The following is a 17,240-nucleotide window of genomic DNA, read 5'->3' on the forward strand; positions in this document are numbered from 1 at the left end:
ATGTGGCGCGGCCAGATCAGCTTCGAGTCGCCGATGCTCTTCGCGCTCGGCTTCATGGTGACGTTCCTGTTCGGTGGCCTCTCCGGCGTGCTGCTGGCCGCCCCGCCGATCGACTTCCACGTCTCCGACTCGTACTTCGTGATCGCGCACTTCCACTACGTGCTGTTCGGCACGATCGTGTTCGCGGTGTTCGCCGGCATCTACTTCTGGTTCCCGAAGATGTTCGGCCGGATGCTCGACGAGCGCCTCGCGAAGATCCACTTCTGGCTCACGATGATCGGCTTCCACAGCACGTTCCTCGTGCAGCACTGGCTCGGCACCAAGGGCATGCCCCGCCGCTACGCTGACTACCTGCCCGGCGACGAGTTCACCTTCCTGAACACGTTCTCGACCGTGGGCTCGTTCGTGCTCGGCATCGCCACGCTGCCGTTCGTCTACAACGTGTGGAAGTCGTACAAAGTCGGCAAGCTGGTCACCACCGCCGACCCGTGGGGTCACGGGAACTCGCTGGAGTGGGCGACGACCAGCCCGCCGCCGCTGCGCAACTTCGACCGGATGCCGCGGATCCGCTCCGAGCGGCCCGCCTTCGACCTGAAGTTCCCCCACCTGGCGGCTGGGGAGCAGTCGATCGCCGGGCCGCCGGAGGGCGGTGCCCGGCCGCTGACCAGCGAGTCCGACGGTGGGGCCCGCTATCAGGAGGACATCGCCACCGACCGCGACCGCTGAGAAGCACCACCGGCCTCAGATGTCGTGCGCCCACCAGTTGATGTCCGGCAACTCGATCCACATGTCCGGCTCCCCGTCGAGTGACCGGGAGTCGGGCAGCCGCAGGCCCGCCGACGAGCAGCAGTACGCAACGGCCCGGCCACGGAACAGATAGGTCCGCAGGATCTCGCCGGCCGGGTCGTCGGCCGCGGACCAGCCTCCACCCGGATGCAGGTCCCAGCCGACCACCACGCGGTCCCGGAAGATGCTGCCCTGGTTGCCGCTCTTCGGGTTCGCGTACATCCCGAAGGTCTCGGTCCCGGCGGAGAGACGGCTGTTCACCCCGGGCATGCTCGCGCCGTAACCCCAGCGCTGGCTGACCACGCAGCCGCCCGGCACCTCGGTCACGCCGAGGATCCGCATCTCGTCGTCGTCGGCGTCGTCCGGCTCCTCGAAGTCGGTCAGCACCTCCGCCTCGAGGCGCCGGACCACCGAGGCCGCGTCGAGGCCCCGCACACAGGCGACGCTGAGCCCGTCCCAGTAGAAGTCGCCGAGCACCTGGATCAGCCGGCGCGCCTCGGCCACGGCCGCCGCCTCCTCGCCGGTCAGCCCGGGTTCTCCCGGTGGCGGCGCGAAGAGGCCGCCGGCCGGCCCGGCCAGGCTGAGCCGGCCCGGTGACCAGCCGCCCATCATCGGCCGCCACGGGTCGGCGCCCGCCACGACCAGCGCCTGCGCCACCTCGGGCTTGTCGGCCTGCACCGCGACCCACAGCGCGGTCCGGCCGTCCAGCACCGCGTCCACGTCGCTGCTGCGCCGGGCCAGTTCCGCGACGACCTCGGCGGTGCCGTACTCAGCGGCCAGGTGCAGCGGCCCGGTCAGCCCGATCCGCGCGTCCGGATCGGCGCCGGCCGCCAGGCTGTCCCGGATCTTCTGCAAGTCGTCCCAGAAGCCCCAGGAGCTTCCCGGCCATCCCCCGTCAGTCATGTCCATCGATGATAGGGATCCCCGCACCGGCGCGTGGCCCCGCCGGACCGGGCCGGTGCCGCCGATCCGACGTAGCCTGGATCCGGTGAGCACCACGACCGCCGTCTTCGACGACCGCTTCGCCCGCGAGCTCCCCGAGCTGACCCTCGACTGGCAGGCCGGGAGCTTTCCCGAGCCACGTTTCCTCGTGCTCGACGAGGACCTCGCCGCCGAGCTCGGCCTCGACCCCGCCCATCTGCGGCCCACCGACCTGTTGACCAGCCCGCACCCGGTGGCGCAGGCGTACGCCGGCCACCAGTTCGGCGGCTACTCCCCGCGTCTCGGCGACGGCCGGGCCCTGCTGCTCGGCGAGGTCGGCGGCCGGGACGTGCACCTCAAGGGCTCCGGCCGCACGCCCTTCGCCCGCGGCGGGGACGGCCTGGCCGCGGTCGGCCCGATGCTCCGCGAGTACGTGATCAGCACCGCCATGCACGCGCTCGGCATCCCGACGACCCGCACGCTCGCCGTGCTGGCCACCGGTGGCACCGTCTACCGTGAGTCCCCGCTGCCGGGGGCCGTCCTGGTTCGCGTCGCCGCCAGCCATCTGCGCGTCGGCAGCTTCCAGTACGCGCGCGCCACCGGCGATCTCGGCCTGCTCCGCCGCCTGGCCGACCACGCGATCGCCCGGCACTGTCCGGAGACGGCCGGCGACTACCTGGCCTTCTTCGACGCGGTGGTGACGGCGCAGGCCCAGCTGATCGCTCGGTGGATGCACGTGGGCTTCATCCACGGCGTGATGAACACCGACAACATGACGATCTCCGGCGAGACCATCGACTACGGCCCGTGCGCGTTCCTGGACGCCTTCGACCCGGCCACCGTCTACAGCTCGATCGACCACGCCGGCCGCTACTCCTACCGCAACCAGCCGGCGATCGCCGCCTGGAACCTGGCCCGCCTGGCCGAGTCGCTGCTCCCGCTGATCAGCGACGACGAGCAGCGGGGCGTCGCCCTGGCCACGGCGGCGCTGGAGAAGTTCAAGCCGCAGTACCAGCAGGCATGGACCGCCGGAATGCTCGCGAAGCTGGGGCTGCCCGCCGACGCCGAGGCCGGGGAGCTGATCGACGAGCTGGTGACGTTCATGCAGGACGCGAAGGTGGATCACACGTCGTTCTTCCGTACCCTCGCCTCGGCAGAGACCAGCGAGGCCGCGCCGCCGCTCCCGGCCGGATGGATCGCCCGCTGGCGTGCCCTGGGCCCCGACCTCGATGCCATGAACCGGGTCAATCCGGTTTACATCCCGCGTAATCATCTGGTCGAGGAGGCGCTGGCCGCCGCCACCGCCGGCGACCTCCGCCCGGTGCACCGTCTGGTCGAGGCCCTCGGGTCGCCTTACCAGGAACGACCCGGCCTGGAACGCTACGCCGAGCCGGCCCCGAAGGCCTTCTGCGACGGCTACCAGACCTTCTGCGGAACCTGATCAAAAGCCAGATTTCGTACGAGACAAACAGGGTCCCCTGGCTACCCGCTTTTCTGATCGCGACACCGGGCCGCAGCGCGGCCGCCGGGCTGAAGCGGGTGGTCACCCTCAGCCCGGCGGCCGCCGCGGTCAGGCCCGCATGACCGTGGCGATCGGGATCCCGGCCGCGCGCAGCGCCGGGACGAACCCGCCGAGCACGCCCGCGATGATGCCGGCGATGATGCCGGCCACGCCCGCCTCCCAGGGGAACTGCACGTCCCGCAGCATCGGCTCGGACTGACCGACCAGCATCGACACCACTTTCAGCCCGGCCACGCCGGCACCGATCGCCGCGCCCGCCGTCAGCAGGCCGGTCAACAGCGTCTCCGCCAGCACGATCCCGGCGAGCAGCAGGCGCGGTGTGCCGACCGCCCGGCGCAACGCGAACTCCTCCACCCGCTCGCCGACCGTCGCCAGGCCCACGTTGAGGATGCCGGCGACGCCGATCAGCAGCACCAGGCCCGCCATCGACAGGAAGATCAGCCGCATCAGCGACAGCTGCGACTCCATCTGCTTGTACGACTCGACGGTCTGCACGAACGTCTCGACGCCGACGCCCTTGAGCTTGCTCATCAGCACCTGCTCGACCGGGCTGTCCGGGCTGAGCAGCACCTGCATCTGCGCGCCGGCGTTCGGGTCGGCCATGCCCGCCGGTGACAGCCAGTTCGACAACTCGTCGAGCCGCACATATGCCCGGGGCTGGTAGTCGCCGTCCTCGACCACCCCGATGATCTGCGGGGTGAGGTTCGCGGTGGCGCCCTTGAGCCGCATCTCGGCGGGCACCTGATGCCGCTGGAAACCCTTGGCCGCCTCCTCGTTGATGACCAGTTTCGGGGCCAGCGCCGGCACCGAGTCGAACGTCAGCCACTCGCCGGACGACGGGCGCAACGGCCGGAAGGTGCGCAGCTCGCCGGTGAGCGCGCTGAGTCGTACCTCGATCGCCGCGCCTTCCGGCCCGGTGCTCGTCGGCTCGCAGTCGTTCGGCCCGGGACCGTAACAGATCGTGCCGCCGCCCCAGTCCTCGTCGAACGGCGAGGCGCCCTCGTTGACCGGCCGCACGTTCGGCTCACCGATGATCGCCTGGGTGGTGAGCATCGCGACCGCGTCGTCGCGCCCTTTCACCGTGTCGGTGACGATGGTGCCGAGCTTGTCGTTCGGCATCACCTCGACCAGCTTGGTGCCGTCGAAGCCCTGCGTCATCTCGGCGTCGGCGAGCAGCGCGCGCTCGGCGATGCTGGCGCCGGCCTGCACGGTGACCACGGCGAGCACACCGAGGAAGAGGCTCACCATCGACAGCAGTGTGCGCAGCTTGCGCGCCCGGATGCCCTGGATGCCGATGATCAGCGCGGACCGGTAACTGCCGGAGAGCCGCCTCATACCCGCACCTGCTCGGTCAGCACACCGTCGACCAGGTTCATCGTCCGGCCCATCCGGGCGGCGTGGTCCCGGTCGTGGGTGACCAGCACCAGGCAGCAGCCGCGGGCGGTCACCGACATCAGCGCGTCGATCACCGCGGTGCCGGTCTCGGTGTCCAGCGCACCGGTCGGCTCGTCGGCGAGAAGCACCTGCGGGTCGCGGACCAGCGCCCGGGCGATCGCCACCCGCTGCTGCTCACCGCCGGACATCTTGGCCGGCCGGCTCTTCGCCAGATGCGCGATGCCGACCTGCTCGAGGGCCTCCATGACCTGGGCGCGGCGCTGCCGTCGCGGTAGCCAGCCCTGGCCGTTGACCAGCGCCATCGCCACGTTCTGCGCCGCCGTCAGGTGCTTGAGCAGGAAGAACCGCTGGAACACGAACCCGAAGTGCGAGCTGCGCAGCTTCGCGGCCCGGCGCTCCGGCAGCCGGCTGATGTCCTGGCCGCCGAGCAGATAGGTGCCCTGGTCGGGGCGGTCGAACAGGCCCAGGATGCTGAGCAGGGTGCTCTTGCCGGACCCGGACCGGCCGACGATCGCGACGCTCTCGCCGGGCAGCACGGTCAGGTCGACGCCGTCCAGGATGGTCCGGGGCTGCTCCTGGCCCTTGAGCACCTTGGTGATCCCGGTCAGCTCCACGAGCGGTGTCACCGGGGCCGTCATTCGGTCGCCCCCGGATCCGGCTGAACCTCGGCCTCGGGCAGGTTCGGTCCGGGCACGGCGATCGTCTCGTCGCCCTTCAGACCCTTCTTGATCTGTACGACCTTGCCGTCGGTCAGGCCCAGCTCGACGTCCACGGTCCGGCGCGTCCGGTCCGCACCGACAATGTCGACCTTGCCCTTGCCCTGCGTCCCGGCCACCGCCTCGACCGGCAGCACCATGGCGTTCTTCGCGCTGTCGGTGACCAGGTCCAGGGTGACCGCGGCACCGTTGATCAGCTTGACGTTCTTCGGCGCGGTGCAGACCAGCCGCAGCCCGGTCTCCTCCGAACCCTGCGGCCCGGCATCGGCCGGCTCGGTGCTCTCGGTCTCCGGCGCCGGAGCGGCGGACGCGCCCGCGGCGGGCTCTTCCTTCTTCTCCGGCGGCGGCTCCGGGACGGTCCCCGCCGGCAGCGCCGCGATCGTCCCGCGCGGCCGGCACTTGAACGGTCCCGGACCGTTCTTGATCTGAGCCTGCACCGACTTCACCGCGCCGGAGATCCGGTACGCCTGCGCGCTGTCGATCTCGGCCACGATCCCGTAGCCGGCGTGCCGCGCCGAGACGATCGGCATGCCCTCGGTGACCCGGGCCCGGTCGTCCATCAACCGGCCCGCCATCGTCGAGTTCGCCGGGATCCGCACCTCGTTGGGGTGGCCGTCCTGCCACACGGTGGCCACCCAGACCGGGTCGTCGTCCGCCGACTTCGACGGCTTGAAGTCCCGGTAGCGCACCTCCCCGTCGAGCGGCGACACGATCCCGAACACCGGGTTGATCGTCACTTTCCCGGCCAGGCTGATCTTGTTGCTCAGATCCTGCTTGGTGGGCTGCACGGTGGTCAGCACCGTGCCGCGCTGTTCCAGTCCCGGCGTCTGCGGCGCCTCGTCACCGGAGGAACACCCACCGGAAGCGAGAGCCACCGCCGAAATCACCGCCCCTATGCGGGCCAGCCTGCGTTGATCCACGGTTTCCTCTCCCGACGCGGTCCCAGAGCGCCACGGCCGTCAACGATGATCTCCGATCGGCGACGCGGCGCAGGAGACGGTACAGGTTCGACGCAACCCCCGCGTATCCCGTCTTCGTGTCACATACCCCACCTGCCGCTCCGCCTCGCTCTGCGCCGCCCAGCCCCGCGCCCCGCCCGCGCCCGCTCAGCCCAGCCGCCCGCCCCGCCCCGCACCCCGCCCGCGCGCTCTCAGCCCAGCCGCGCGCCCCGCCCTGCACCCCCGCCAGCCCAGCCGCGCGCCCCGCCCTGCACCCCGCCCGCGCCCGGTCAGCCCAGCCCGCGCGCGCCCTCGCCCCGGGGCCGGACGCGGCCCCGGCCGACTCCACGCGTGCGCAACAGCCGTGGGGACCGGCTCGTGCCGTCAGGACGCACCACGCTCGGAGGGGCTGCAGTTCGAGCGGGCGGTGATCAGCCACAGTCTGCCTGTGCACGGCGGGCCGGCCACCCGGAGGTGCCGCGGTGAGAAACGGCGAAGGGAACGCGACCGCCCCACTCCCCGGCCGGGATGCGCCGGGGGTGGGGCGGTCGCGTTCTGTCAGGCGCCGGAGCGCTGCATCTCCACGCCGATGGCCACGGCGTCGAAGTCGTCCTCCAGCACGCTGATGTCTTCGACGGCCTCCCAGCGGGTCATCGCGCCCCGCGAGTCGGTCTGGAAGACGTAGCACCGGCCGGCCTCGCCGATCAGCACCCCGTACTGGTTGTCGTCCTCCCCGCTGATCAGGCCGGCCAGCAGGGTGTCGTCGAGCTCCAGGCCCTGCGCGGTCACGATCCGCCGGATGTCGGCGAAGTCGCTGTCCTCGCGCATCAGCTCGGTGAGTTCCTCGACCTCGAGGCGCTGTTCCTCAATCGTCATTTCAATCCCGTCACGAGCGGTATGCCCTTCGGCAGCAGTCTCTTCTGGCACCAGGAGCAGGCGGGCCGGGTGGCGCCCATCGCGTCGATGTGCCCGCCCATCGCCTTGGCGGCCCGGTAGAGGTGCATCTCGGCGTCGTTGATCCGCGGCAGCAGCGCTGCCAGACCCCGGGTCACAGGGTATCGGACGTTGATCGCGGTGCCCCGCAGCCCGGGCCGCACGTAACCCTTCACGCCGGCCTGTGCGACAAGCATCGCCGTCGATCCGTCCGGGAAGGTCACGTGCGCCGCCGCGAAGGTCGTGTTGGCCTTCTCCCCGGGCTTGAGCTTGCCCTTCATGTCGGCGATCTTGGCGCGGACCTTGTCGGCGGGAGTGCAGTTGTGGACCAAAACCGGCGCGTCGCCGGCGACCACGTAATAGGTCTCGGTCTCGCTGACCGTGAGGTTGTAGACGGTGGTGCTGATCGACCGCTCCGCCGACCGGGCGACCGTGACCTCGGCGCCCGCGGAGTCCCGCAGCCTCTCGCCGTCCTCCAGCTCGGCCGCCGGCACCCAGCCGCGGTCGAGGCTGTAGAACTTGTGTCCCGCGGTGGTGGTGAGTTGGGCGGGCGGGCCGCCGCCTCCGGCACCCGCACCGACCAGCGTGAGGTCGATCAGATCCCGGTCACCGGAACCCACCACGGTGGCGGTGACCTGCTGCGGCTCGGTTTCGCCGCTGCGCGGATCGGTGGCCTGCACGGTGTCACCGGGTTCGAGCTTCTCGATCGGCGCGGTGCTGCCGTCGGCCAGCAGGACCGCGGTGCCCGCCGCGAACGAGTTGGAGGTCAGCCGCTTGGCGTTGCCCTGCGCGACCTCGCAGCTCTCCCCGGTCTCGGTCTTGCGTTGCTGCGCCTTCTTGGCGTCGGCGGCCTTCTGCGACGTGGCCTTCGCCTTGCCGCCGGCGTCCTTGGCGCCCTTGGCCGCCTTCGCCGCCTCGTCCGCGTACTTCTTGCTGTCCGCGGCCTCGTCGGCGGTCTGGGTGGCCTTCTTGATGTAGCGCGGGATGGCGCTCAGGGCGTTCTTCGCCGATTTCAGCCGGCTGTACGAGTCGATCAGCCGCCGCCCCACGCCGATCGCCTTGATGGCGACCTTCGCGGCCTTGAACATCTTGCCCCACGGCACCGCCTGCAGCGCCGTCGAGATGCACGCGACGATGTCGCCCTCGGTGATACAGGCCCTGGCGTCGTTGAAGCCGACCAGGTCGAGGATCAGATTGACGATCTCGTCGCCGATCTGCTTCACGAAGCCCTCGGCCTCGTCCACGATCTTCTTGGCGTTCAGCCAGTCCGGGTTGTCGGTCTCCTGTTCGCCCTCACCGCCCGCCGGGGTGTTGGCGTCGGTGCTGGACGACGAGGCGGCCGGGTTGTTCATCCGGTGCTCGGCGGCGGTGACGCTGCCGTAGTAGACGCCGCCGGAGTCCGGGTCCTCGCCGCTCGGGTCGGTGAGCACGGTCGGCCGGGCATCGGTGTACGAGTACGTCGACACCGCCTGGTCGGTGGCCGGCTGCGCGACCGGGTCCTTCGCCGCGAACCGGCCGGTGCCCGGGTCGTAGCTGCGGGCGCCCATCGCGTACCGGTCGCCCTGGCTGACGTCCTGATAGGTACCGGCGAACTGCATCGGGTTGGCGGGCGCCCCGGCGGCGACCTGGGTGGTGCCGCGGTCGACCCCGAACGCGTCGTAGTCGTAGCTCCATTCGCGCGCGCCGGCCGCCGACACCACCCCGGCGACGCCGCCGAGGAAGTCCCGTAGGTAGGAGTGCGCGGTGAGCGAGTCGGCGCCGGGCACGAGCATCGCCAGGGGCTGCCCGAACGGGTCGTACAGGTAGTTGCGGGACACGCCGTCGCTCTGGCGTTCCTGGGCGAGCAGCGGGCGCTCGGCGTTGACGTCCCAGCTCCAGCGCTGGGTGAGCCCGGCACTGGCGGCGGATATCCGGTTGCCGGCCGCGTCGTACGAGTACGTCGTGGTCCGCCCGTCCACCGTGGACGAGGTGAGCGTGTGGTCGAGCGCGTAGGTGAATCGGTCGGAGCCCGCCTCGACCTGGTTGCCTTCCAGGTCGTACCCGAACGCCCGGGTGTTGATCCGGGTGCCGGTGACGCTCTCCCGGGTCAGCTGGTCCGCGGCGTCGTACTGATAACTGGTCGTGGTGTTCTCACCCGGTGCGACCCGGGTCATCTTCGTCCGGTTGCCGACCAGGTCGTACGTGTAGTCGGTGCGTTCGGCGACCGACCCGGCACAGCTCTGCGCGCCGAAGCACTCGGCGGTCAGCCGGTTCGCCTTGTCATAGGTGAAGGCGGTCGCCTCGGTGACCGTCGGCTGCCCCGGCTCGCCCTTGGTCTCGACGATCCGGCTCGGGTTGCCGACCTTGTCGAGCGTCAGGTCGAAGGCCGACAGCGTGGTGTCGCCCTTGGCCGCCTCGATCCGGGTCATCCGGCCGGCCCGGTCGTACTCCCGGCTCTCGGTGATGCCGGTCGACGCCGGGTAGGTGATGCCGGTCAGGTTGTCGGAGACGTCGTAGTCCAGCTGGTACTCGGCGCTGGACCCGCCGCGGGAGGCGGTCAGCGTGCGGACCCGGTCGCCCTCGTCGTAGGTGGCGCCGATCGTGGTGCCGTCCGGGTACGACCGCTGGGTGATCCGGTCGGTGCTGTCGTAACGGTAGGAGAACGTCTCGGCGCCGCGGGTGAACTCCGTGAGCCGGTCCGTGGTGTCGAACTCGTACGTCTGCACACCCGCCGGGTCGGCCGCGCTGACCAGGCGGTTCTTGGCGTCGTAACCGAAGGAGTAGGTGGTGCCGCCGGCGCCGAGCTGCTTGGTGATCAGCCGGCCGACGTTGTCGTAGGTGTACGAGATCGTCCGGGCCGGCCGGTTCGGGTCCGGCCGGCCCTCCTCGACGATCCGGGCGGTGACCTCCTCGACGAGGTTGGAGTCGGCGTCGTAGACGTACTCCCGGCGCCGCCCCAGCGGATCGGTGGTGACCGTGGCGCGCCCGGCCCGGTCGTACTCGGTGGACGCCACCCGGCCGAGCGGGTCGGTTCGCTTGATCACCTGGCCGTTGGCGTCGTAGCCGTAGACCAGGGACTGCCCGGTGGCGGCGTCCGGGCCGGTGACCGCGGTGAGCCGGTCGGCGTCGTCGTAGGCGTACCGGGTGGCGTTGGTGTTGGCGTCGATCTCGGCGGTGACCCGGTTGTTGGCGTCGTAGGTGACCCGCGCGACGTTGCCGAGCGGGTCGGTCACCGACGCCGGGTTCCCGGCCAGGTCGTAGGTGTACCGGGAGGTGTAGTCGCCCGGGTTCGCGCCGGTCGCATTGCCGCGCGGCTCGGTCACCGCCACCACGCGACCGTCGTCGTCGTACGCCGTGGTGACGACGCCTCCGGTCGGGGTGGTCTGCCGCACCGGGTTGCCGGCGTCGTCGTACTCGATGCCGGCCGCGCCCGCGCCCGGGCCGTCGCTGCCGGTCCGGCGGTTCGCGTCGTCGTACGAGTTGGTCAGCTTCTCGCCGCGCTCGTTCGTCATCTCGACGACGTTGCCGTTGTTGTCGTAGCGCACCGAGGTGCCCTGTTTGAACTGGTCGCGCTGCTCGGTCGGCCGGTCCAGGGGGTCGAAGGCGGTGTCCACCTCGACCCGCTGGCCACCGGAGCCGTACGGCCGGTCGGCGCGGATCAGGTTGCCGTTGTAGTCGTAGTGGAAGACCGCGGTGAACAGGTCGCGCTGCGCCGGGTTCGCGTTGCCGCGCGGCGAGGTCTCGGTGGCCACCCGGCCGTTGCGGTCGTACGTCCAGCTGGTGGTGTTGTCCTCGCCGTCGGTCACCGACAGGCGCCGGCCGCCCGGGGTGTACCGGGTGGCGGTGACGTTGCCGACCGGGTCCTTCACCTCGGTCAGGCGGCTTGCCTTGTCGTACGTGTACCGGCTGGCGTTGCTCAGCGGGTCGGTCTCGACGACCACGTTGCCGAGCTCGTCGTACGTGGTCCGGGTCGGCTGGGCCTTGCCCGGCTCCCACAGCTCGGTGATCTGGCTCTGGGCGTTGTAGACGTACCGGGTGCGGTAGGCGTCCTTGTTGCCGCCGGACACGGTGCCGCGCGGGTCCACCACGGACGCCATCCGGCCGGTGCCGTCATAGGTCATCTCGGTGCGCCGGGCGGTCGGCGAGATCTCCGCGGTGCGGTTGCCGTGGACGTCGTACTCGTAGCGGGTGACCTTGCCGCGCGGGTCGGTGCGGGTGAGCTGGCGGCCCCGGTCGTCGTAGGTGTACCGGTAGCCGGTGTTCTGCTCGGGGTCGAGCTGAGCGACCATCTCGTTGAACTGGTTGTACTCGTACTTCCAGGTCTTGCCCCGGCCGTCGGTGAACTCGGTGAGGTTGGTCCGGCCGTCGAACGTGCTGGTCTCGGTGAAGGCGAACGGCTCGGGAGCGGTCCGCGCGACCGGGCTGCCGTTCTCGTCGAACCGGGTCTCCTCCTGATTGCCCTTCGGGTCGACGACCAGGGTCTTGTTCAGCTTCCCGGTGTACCGGTGGTTGACGGTGTCGTTGCCGCCGTTCTGGCTGTAGAGCAGGACGTTGTTCTTGTAGCCGTCGGTGACGGCCACCCCGTCCGGGTCGGTGGTGACGGCCTTCTGCTCGGACGCGTACCAGACGAACGTGGTCCGGCCGCCCTCCGGGTCCAGCTGCTCGGCGACCCGGCCGGCGGCGTCGTAGGTGTTGCGGATCAGCTTGCCGCCGCGCGCGTCGGTGATGTCCGCCATCCGGCCGGCCGCGTCGTAGCCGTAACTGGTGACGTGGTTCAGCGGGTCCTGCGTCTTGAGCAGGCGGCCGTCCTGGTAGTCGAACTGGGTGGACCGGCCGTCCGGCAGGATGATCTTCGTGATCAGGCGCAGGTCGGCGCGCGACTCGAAGCGCACCACCCGCCCGGAGGCGTCGGTGATCGTGCTGAGCAGGCCGCCGGTGGTGTAGGCCAGGGTGACCCCGTGGCCGCGGGCGTTCTTGATCGACTCCAGCCGGCCCCCGGCGTCGAACCGCAGGACCCGCTGGTCGGGCGGGACGAGCTGCCAGCCGGAGCCTACTTTGCTCAGTCTGGCGCGTACCCCCGCGGGGTTGTCGAAAGATCCGTCCGCACCCGCGGTGTAGACCGCCTCGGAGCCGTCCTCGGCACGCACCCGGACCGCGCCGTTGTCGGCGGCGATCACCCGGATGTCGTAGGACGAACTCCAGCCGGCGCCGAACATGCCGGTCGCGGAGTTGCCGGAGGAGTAGTAGCGGGCGTGGTTGAACGGGATGCCGTAGGACGGGATCGCGAAGTCCTTCTCCACGCGCAGGTACGCGCCGGTGGCCGTGTTCACCGTCGCACCACGCAGCGCCTGCGCCGTCACCGTCGAGCCGAGCACGGTCGCGCACCCGCATCCCGCCGCCTGACCGGCCGGCAGCGCGGGCACGTCGTCGGTCTTGCGCGGTTTCGCCGGTGCCGAGGCAGCGCTGGTCAGCTCGGTGCCGTCCACCGCGATCTCGGTCACCGTGACCGTGTACGTCCGGGCCGGGTCGAGCACCCAGCCGTCTGCCGCGCCGAAGCTGCGGCACAGCAGCGCCGGACTGAAGCACCGGTTCAGATCGGGCTGGCCGAGCACGGCGGACCGCTGCTCGGCGCCCGACTCCGTGTCGGTCACCGTGGCGAACCAGCGTCCCCACGAGGTCGGATCACCCGGGTTGATCTCGGCGTCCCAGTAGACGACGAGCGACGTGTCGCCCAGCAGGAAACCGGGCCGCGCGATCGGCCGTCCGGGCAACGCGGCCTGCCGCGCCGCCACCCGGCGTGCCGCGGCCAGCGCCTTCTGCTTCCGCAACGCCTTCGCGCCGGCATCGGGCACGCCTGCTGGCCCATCGGCTTCGATCCCCGGTGGTACGGGCGGAGCACTCGCCCCGTCGGGCAGGCCGTGCCGCGGAGTGGCTGTGGCGGGCAGCGGGCTGTTCACCGGCCCCGCGCCGGGCGTGGCGACCGGCGCCGCCAGCGCGGGATCCAGAGGTTGCACGACCAGATAGGACGCCAGAATGACGCCGGTCAGGGCATGACAGAGCATGCGGAATCGACTAGACACGCGCACCGAGACACTCCCCCGTGTAGGTGTTGCGTTGCAGTCCGCGTTGGACGATGCTCCATCGACATCTGTCGACGCATCCCCCGAAGGGCTGATTGACTTCCCTGTATGGGATCGCTCCCAAATCAGTTTTGTCGTACCCCTCCGGCATGATGCGCGGCATGGATCGCTGGCTGTCCCTGGTGCCCGAATCGACCTCAGGCCGACCTTCCCCCGGCTTCGGTCCCGCTATCACCGACCGGACCATCCTGCGGCGGCAGTCGCCGCTGACCCGATAACGGAGCTTCCCTGTGCCCGACGCCCTTGTCCGCGACGAGACCATGACCGGCCGCGAGCTCGACTCGTGGCTGCTGCCCGACCTGCCCGACAAGATCACCGCCCGTGACCTGATCCGCCTCCGCGTCCGCGAGGAGGTGGCCCGGCTCAACACGACCGACGACGCCCCGGCCGAGGGGATCGACTGGGAGGCCGAGGCCGATGCGGCCTGCGCCACCTTCCGCAGCAACGGCTTCGTGATGCTCACCGGTGACCGTCAGATCGAGGACCTCGACGAGATGGTGGACCTGCGCCGGGACAACGAGATCGCGTTCATCCGCCGGCTTCCCGTGGTGGGCGGGTGATGCTCGGCGCCCTCTGATCCATTCACGCCGCGGCGCCCGCCCCGGCCGGTAAGGCTGCGGCGGTCGGACCGCGGCGTGGTGGGACCGGGACATGCCAGAATCGATGCCCCGGCCGTGGAGGTGTCATGGCGAGTCTCAAGGTCATTCTGGGCACGCTGGCGGTCGGCGCCGACGTGGGCGGGCGAGCACTCAGCGGGGCCTACGCCGAGCTCCGGGATGTGCTGCGGAGTCGCCTGTCCGGCTGGGAGACCGAGCACCAGGCCCTCGACGCGGTGGAGTCGGAGTCCGGCGTGTGGGAGGTGCAGCTCGACGGGGAGGCCCCCGGTCCGGGCAGCACCATGCCGTGACCCACCGGCCCGTCGCCGAGGGCGACGGGCCGGTGCTGTGCTTCGTGGGCGGCTATTTCTTGACGAGGTTGCGCAGGGCGGCCACCGCGGCCCGGTCGCTCACCTGGGCGTAGATCTTCTTGTCCGGGCCGACCAGCACGAAGTACGGGCAGGCCCGGTCGTCACCCGACATCGCCTTGTTGAGGAGCAGCTTGCCGGTGGCGGCCTCGTACACCCGCAGGCGCCAGCTGGCCTTCATCAGCGAGACGTTCAGATCCTTGGGGTCGTCGTACTTACATGTACGGATCTTGGCGCCTTCCTTCTCCCGGTCGAGACAGGCGACCATCTGCACCTTGGCGGGCGACTCCGGCGCCCAGGTGTTCTTCGCCGTGTTCGACAGCCCCTCGGAGAAGTAGTAGGTGCCGTTGTTGCTCCGCACGCCGTCACCGTCGTCGACCAGCAGAACCACCGGGTGCGGGGCCTTGCCGGCCCGCTTCGGCTGCTCGGGGTAGTAGACGTTCTCGTCGCACACCCGGTTGAGGTCGTAGACCTTGTCAGCCGGGTACGCGCTGGCCTCCGGCCCCTCGTCGGTGGGTTCCTCGTCGGTCACCTCGGGCTCACCGTTACCGATCGTCGGTTCCTGGCCGAGACCCCCGGTCGCGCCGGGCCCAGGATCGGCCGGGATGGTGACCCGCGGCTTCCCGGCGGTGTCGTCGGACGACCGCAGCGCGACGATGGTGCCCGCGGTGCCGATGCCCGCGATCAGCACCAGCACACCCACCACGATCGCCGCGATGAGCCCGCCCCGGCCGCGGCGGGGTGGCTGCGGCTGACCGAAGGGCGGCCCGAACGGCGGCTGACCGGGACCACCCGGGCCGTACGGCGGCTGGCCTTGACTGCCCGGGCCGTACGGCGGCTGGCCTGGACCACCCGGGCCGTACGGCGGCTGGCCGGAACCACCCGGGCCGTACGGCGGCTGGCCCGGCCCGTACGGCGGCTGGCCGGGGCCATGGGGCGGCTGGCCGGCGCTGCCGGGACCGTAAGGCGGCTGGCCCGTCGGCGGCGGGAACGGCGGGGGCCCGGCCGGGTTGCCGTAAGGCTGGCCGCTGGACGGCTGCCCACTCGCCGGGCCGCCGTAGGACGGGCCGCTTGCGGGTGCGCCGTACTGCGGCTGACCCGCGGCGGTCGGGTAGGGCGCCGGGAAAGGCGGTGGCGTGCCCACACCGGGAGCGGCCGACGGAAACGGCGGCGGGAACGGCGGAGTGGGCTGCTGACCCGTGGGAACCTGGCCGGGCGAAGCGAACCCTGGAGACGGCGGCGGAAAGGCCGGCGACGGCGGCGGGAACGCGGGCGCCGCACCCGGCTCGGTGATCCGGGCGGTCGCGTCGGTGGGCGGTGGAACCGTGCCGCCGGTGAAGCCCGGTTCGGTGAAGCCCGGTTCGGTGACGCCCGGGCCGAACGGACCGGCCGGAGGGAACGGGCCCGCGGGAGCCGGCGCCTGCCCGGCCGACAGAACGTCGGAAATCGACGCGGTCGGTGCCGCAGCCGGATCCGGGTGCGGCGTGGGCCGAGCCGCCTCGTCCGGTGTGCCGGGCGACGCCGGATCGTTCCCGCTACCAGTCATTTCTTTTCCTCCCCCGTCAACGCGAGGACCGACTGTATCGAAAGAAGTCACATCACCCTCACCCAGGGCCTCGCCATAATTCGGGCATGACCCCACCGAGGATCGATGCCGGCCCGCTGGTGCTGCGGCCCTTCCGCGGGGACGACATCCCGTGGGTGCACGAGGTGTCGCTGGACCCGGCGGTGCAACAGTTCGTCGAGCTGCCGTCGCCCTATCTGCGGGAGCATGCGGAGTTCTTCGTCGACCGGATGTGCATCGCCGCGTGGGAGACACGGGACCGGGCCGAGTTCGTGGTCGAGGACGCGGCGACCGGGAACCGCCTGGGCCGGGTCGGGTTGGGACTGACCAGGATCGGTCTCGGACAGATCGGCTATTGGATGGCACCGGAGGCGCGGGGACGAGGCGCGGCCACCGAGGCGGTGCGCGCCCTGTGCCGGTGGGCATTCGCCGAGCTCAACCTCGAAATCGTCGAGTGGCGTGCCGAGGTGGGCAACCGCGCGTCGCGCCGAGTCGCCGAGAAGGCGGGCTTCCGCGTCGAGGCCACGCTCCGGCGGCGGCTGCGGCACCGTGGCAGTCTGGTGGACGCCTGGATCGGTTCGCTGCTCCCCGAGGAGACCAAATGATCATAATCGCCGGCGAACTGCACGTCGACCCGGCCGACCGGGACCACTATCTGCGCGCCGTCGCCGACGTCACCCGGCTGGCACGGGAGGCACCGGGGTGCCTCGACTTCGTGCAGGCGCCGGACCCGCTCGACGTCGGCCGCATCAACGTCTACGAGCGGTGGGAATCCGACGACGACGTGCTCCGCTTCCGCGATTCGGGCGGCCCGGAGCCGGCCCTCCCGGCGATCAGGGCTGCGACCGTCAGCAAATTCCGGATCTCCGGCGTCGAAGCACCGTAGGCGCAGAACCCATGCTGCTGCGTACGGTTCACTATCGCGTCCTGAAGTCCTCCTGGGGTATCTGGATCGACCTGACCGCTCGGGCCTCGTTCACCGTCGGCGCCGAGGATCTGCGGGTGGCACCGGCATGGCCGCTGTGGCTCGACTTCGAAGGCCCAGCCGCGCAGCTCACCCAGCCGTTCCGCGAGGAACTGCGGACCGGACTCGCCGCGGTCGCGCCCGAACTGTGCGCCAAGGTAGGAGATCAGCCGGTCACTGTGATCGTCACCGAGGTCACCTCGCCCGAGACCGACTTCCAGGCCGAGGGTCTGGCGGTGGCGATGTGCCGCTGGACGGAAGAGGAGTTCGGCCTGCCGCACCGGCAGATCGAAGAGTCCTACGACCGGGCCACGAACCGCTACAACTTCACCTGGCGCTGAGCCCGCTCACCAGCGCCCGCCACAGGCGAACGCCACCGCGTCCCCGAACGTCTCACCGCCCGTGCCCGCTCCGCCGC

Annotated in this window: 14 protein-coding genes; 7 read left to right on the plus strand and 7 right to left on the minus strand. The window is 71.0% G+C overall.

Annotation, left to right across the window (positions count from 1 at the left end; translation table 11 throughout):
- Window positions 1–726, plus strand: a 726-nt coding sequence (locus tag AC0NH5_RS07790) for a cytochrome c oxidase subunit I (RefSeq protein ID WP_474401407.1), incomplete at its 5' end; no start/stop codon positions are given.
- Window positions 727–741: 15 nt separating this feature from the next.
- On the opposite strand, the gene AC0NH5_RS07795 is transcribed toward AC0NH5_RS07790, so the two are convergent.
- A complete protein-coding gene (locus AC0NH5_RS07795; RefSeq protein WP_474401409.1) occupies window positions 742–1,689 on the minus strand; it encodes an ankyrin repeat domain-containing protein in 948 nt (315 codons plus the stop codon).
- Window positions 1,690–1,774: 85 nt separating this feature from the next.
- Here AC0NH5_RS07795 and AC0NH5_RS07800 point away from each other — a divergent pair, with 85 nt between their 5' ends.
- Window positions 1,775–3,148, plus strand: a complete 1,374-nt coding sequence (locus AC0NH5_RS07800; RefSeq protein ID WP_474401410.1) for a protein adenylyltransferase SelO — start codon at window positions 1,775–1,777, stop codon at window positions 3,146–3,148.
- A 129-nt stretch (window positions 3,149–3,277) separates the two neighbouring features.
- Here the strand turns inward: AC0NH5_RS07800 and AC0NH5_RS07805 are convergent, their stop codons facing one another.
- The 5 genes from AC0NH5_RS07805 to AC0NH5_RS07825 form a co-directional block, all read right to left on the minus strand.
- Window positions 3,278–4,564: an ABC transporter permease gene (locus AC0NH5_RS07805; protein ID WP_474401412.1), complete on the minus strand. Its 1,287-nt coding sequence runs from the start codon at window positions 4,562–4,564 to the stop codon at window positions 3,278–3,280.
- A complete protein-coding gene (locus tag AC0NH5_RS07810; RefSeq protein ID WP_474401414.1) occupies window positions 4,561–5,250 on the minus strand; it encodes an ABC transporter ATP-binding protein in 690 nt (229 codons plus the stop codon). Before AC0NH5_RS07810 ends, AC0NH5_RS07805 begins: the two co-directional genes overlap by 4 nt.
- Before the next feature lie 8 nt (window positions 5,251–5,258).
- Window positions 5,259–6,215, minus strand: coding sequence for an efflux RND transporter periplasmic adaptor subunit (locus AC0NH5_RS07815; RefSeq protein WP_474401416.1), 957 nt, complete (start codon window positions 6,213–6,215; stop codon window positions 5,259–5,261).
- A 621-nt stretch (window positions 6,216–6,836) separates the two neighbouring features.
- Complete coding sequence (locus AC0NH5_RS07820) at window positions 6,837–7,154, minus strand: hypothetical protein (protein WP_474401418.1); 318 nt, start codon at window positions 7,152–7,154, stop codon at window positions 6,837–6,839.
- Window positions 7,151–13,252 carry a DUF6531 domain-containing protein gene (locus AC0NH5_RS07825; protein ID WP_474401420.1) on the minus strand — a complete coding sequence of 2,034 codons (6,102 nt, stop codon included), beginning with the start codon at window positions 13,250–13,252 and terminating at the stop codon, window positions 7,151–7,153. Before AC0NH5_RS07825 ends, AC0NH5_RS07820 begins: the two co-directional genes overlap by 4 nt.
- Before the next feature lie 308 nt (window positions 13,253–13,560).
- Here AC0NH5_RS07825 and AC0NH5_RS07830 point away from each other — a divergent pair, with 308 nt between their 5' ends.
- Together AC0NH5_RS07830 and AC0NH5_RS07835 are read left to right on the plus strand one after the other, a co-directional pair.
- Window positions 13,561–13,890, plus strand: coding sequence for a hypothetical protein (locus AC0NH5_RS07830; protein WP_474401421.1), 330 nt, complete (start codon window positions 13,561–13,563; stop codon window positions 13,888–13,890).
- 125 nt (window positions 13,891–14,015) lie between these two features.
- Window positions 14,016–14,237, plus strand: coding sequence for a hypothetical protein (locus AC0NH5_RS07835; protein ID WP_474401423.1), 222 nt, complete (start codon window positions 14,016–14,018; stop codon window positions 14,235–14,237).
- A gap of 52 nt (window positions 14,238–14,289) precedes the next feature.
- On the opposite strand, the gene AC0NH5_RS07840 is transcribed toward AC0NH5_RS07835, so the two are convergent.
- Window positions 14,290–15,840, minus strand: a complete 1,551-nt coding sequence (locus tag AC0NH5_RS07840; RefSeq protein ID WP_474401424.1) for a hypothetical protein — start codon at window positions 15,838–15,840, stop codon at window positions 14,290–14,292.
- 86 nt (window positions 15,841–15,926) lie between these two features.
- Here AC0NH5_RS07840 and AC0NH5_RS07845 point away from each other — a divergent pair, with 86 nt between their 5' ends.
- The 3 genes from AC0NH5_RS07845 to AC0NH5_RS07855 are packed head-to-tail and all read left to right on the plus strand — an operon-like array spanning window position 15,927 to window position 17,163.
- Window positions 15,927–16,463 carry a GNAT family N-acetyltransferase gene (locus AC0NH5_RS07845; RefSeq protein WP_474401425.1) on the plus strand — a complete coding sequence of 179 codons (537 nt, stop codon included), beginning with the start codon at window positions 15,927–15,929 and terminating at the stop codon, window positions 16,461–16,463.
- Window positions 16,460–16,744, plus strand: a complete 285-nt coding sequence (locus AC0NH5_RS07850) for a putative quinol monooxygenase (RefSeq protein ID WP_474401427.1) — start codon at window positions 16,460–16,462, stop codon at window positions 16,742–16,744. Before AC0NH5_RS07845 ends, AC0NH5_RS07850 begins: the two co-directional genes overlap by 4 nt.
- Window positions 16,745–16,755: 11 nt before the next feature.
- Complete coding sequence (locus tag AC0NH5_RS07855) at window positions 16,756–17,163, plus strand: hypothetical protein (RefSeq protein ID WP_474401428.1); 408 nt, start codon at window positions 16,756–16,758, stop codon at window positions 17,161–17,163.
- Window positions 17,164–17,240: the final 77 nt, after the last annotated feature.

The organism is Actinoplanes sp. 13 (assembly GCF_056134165.1).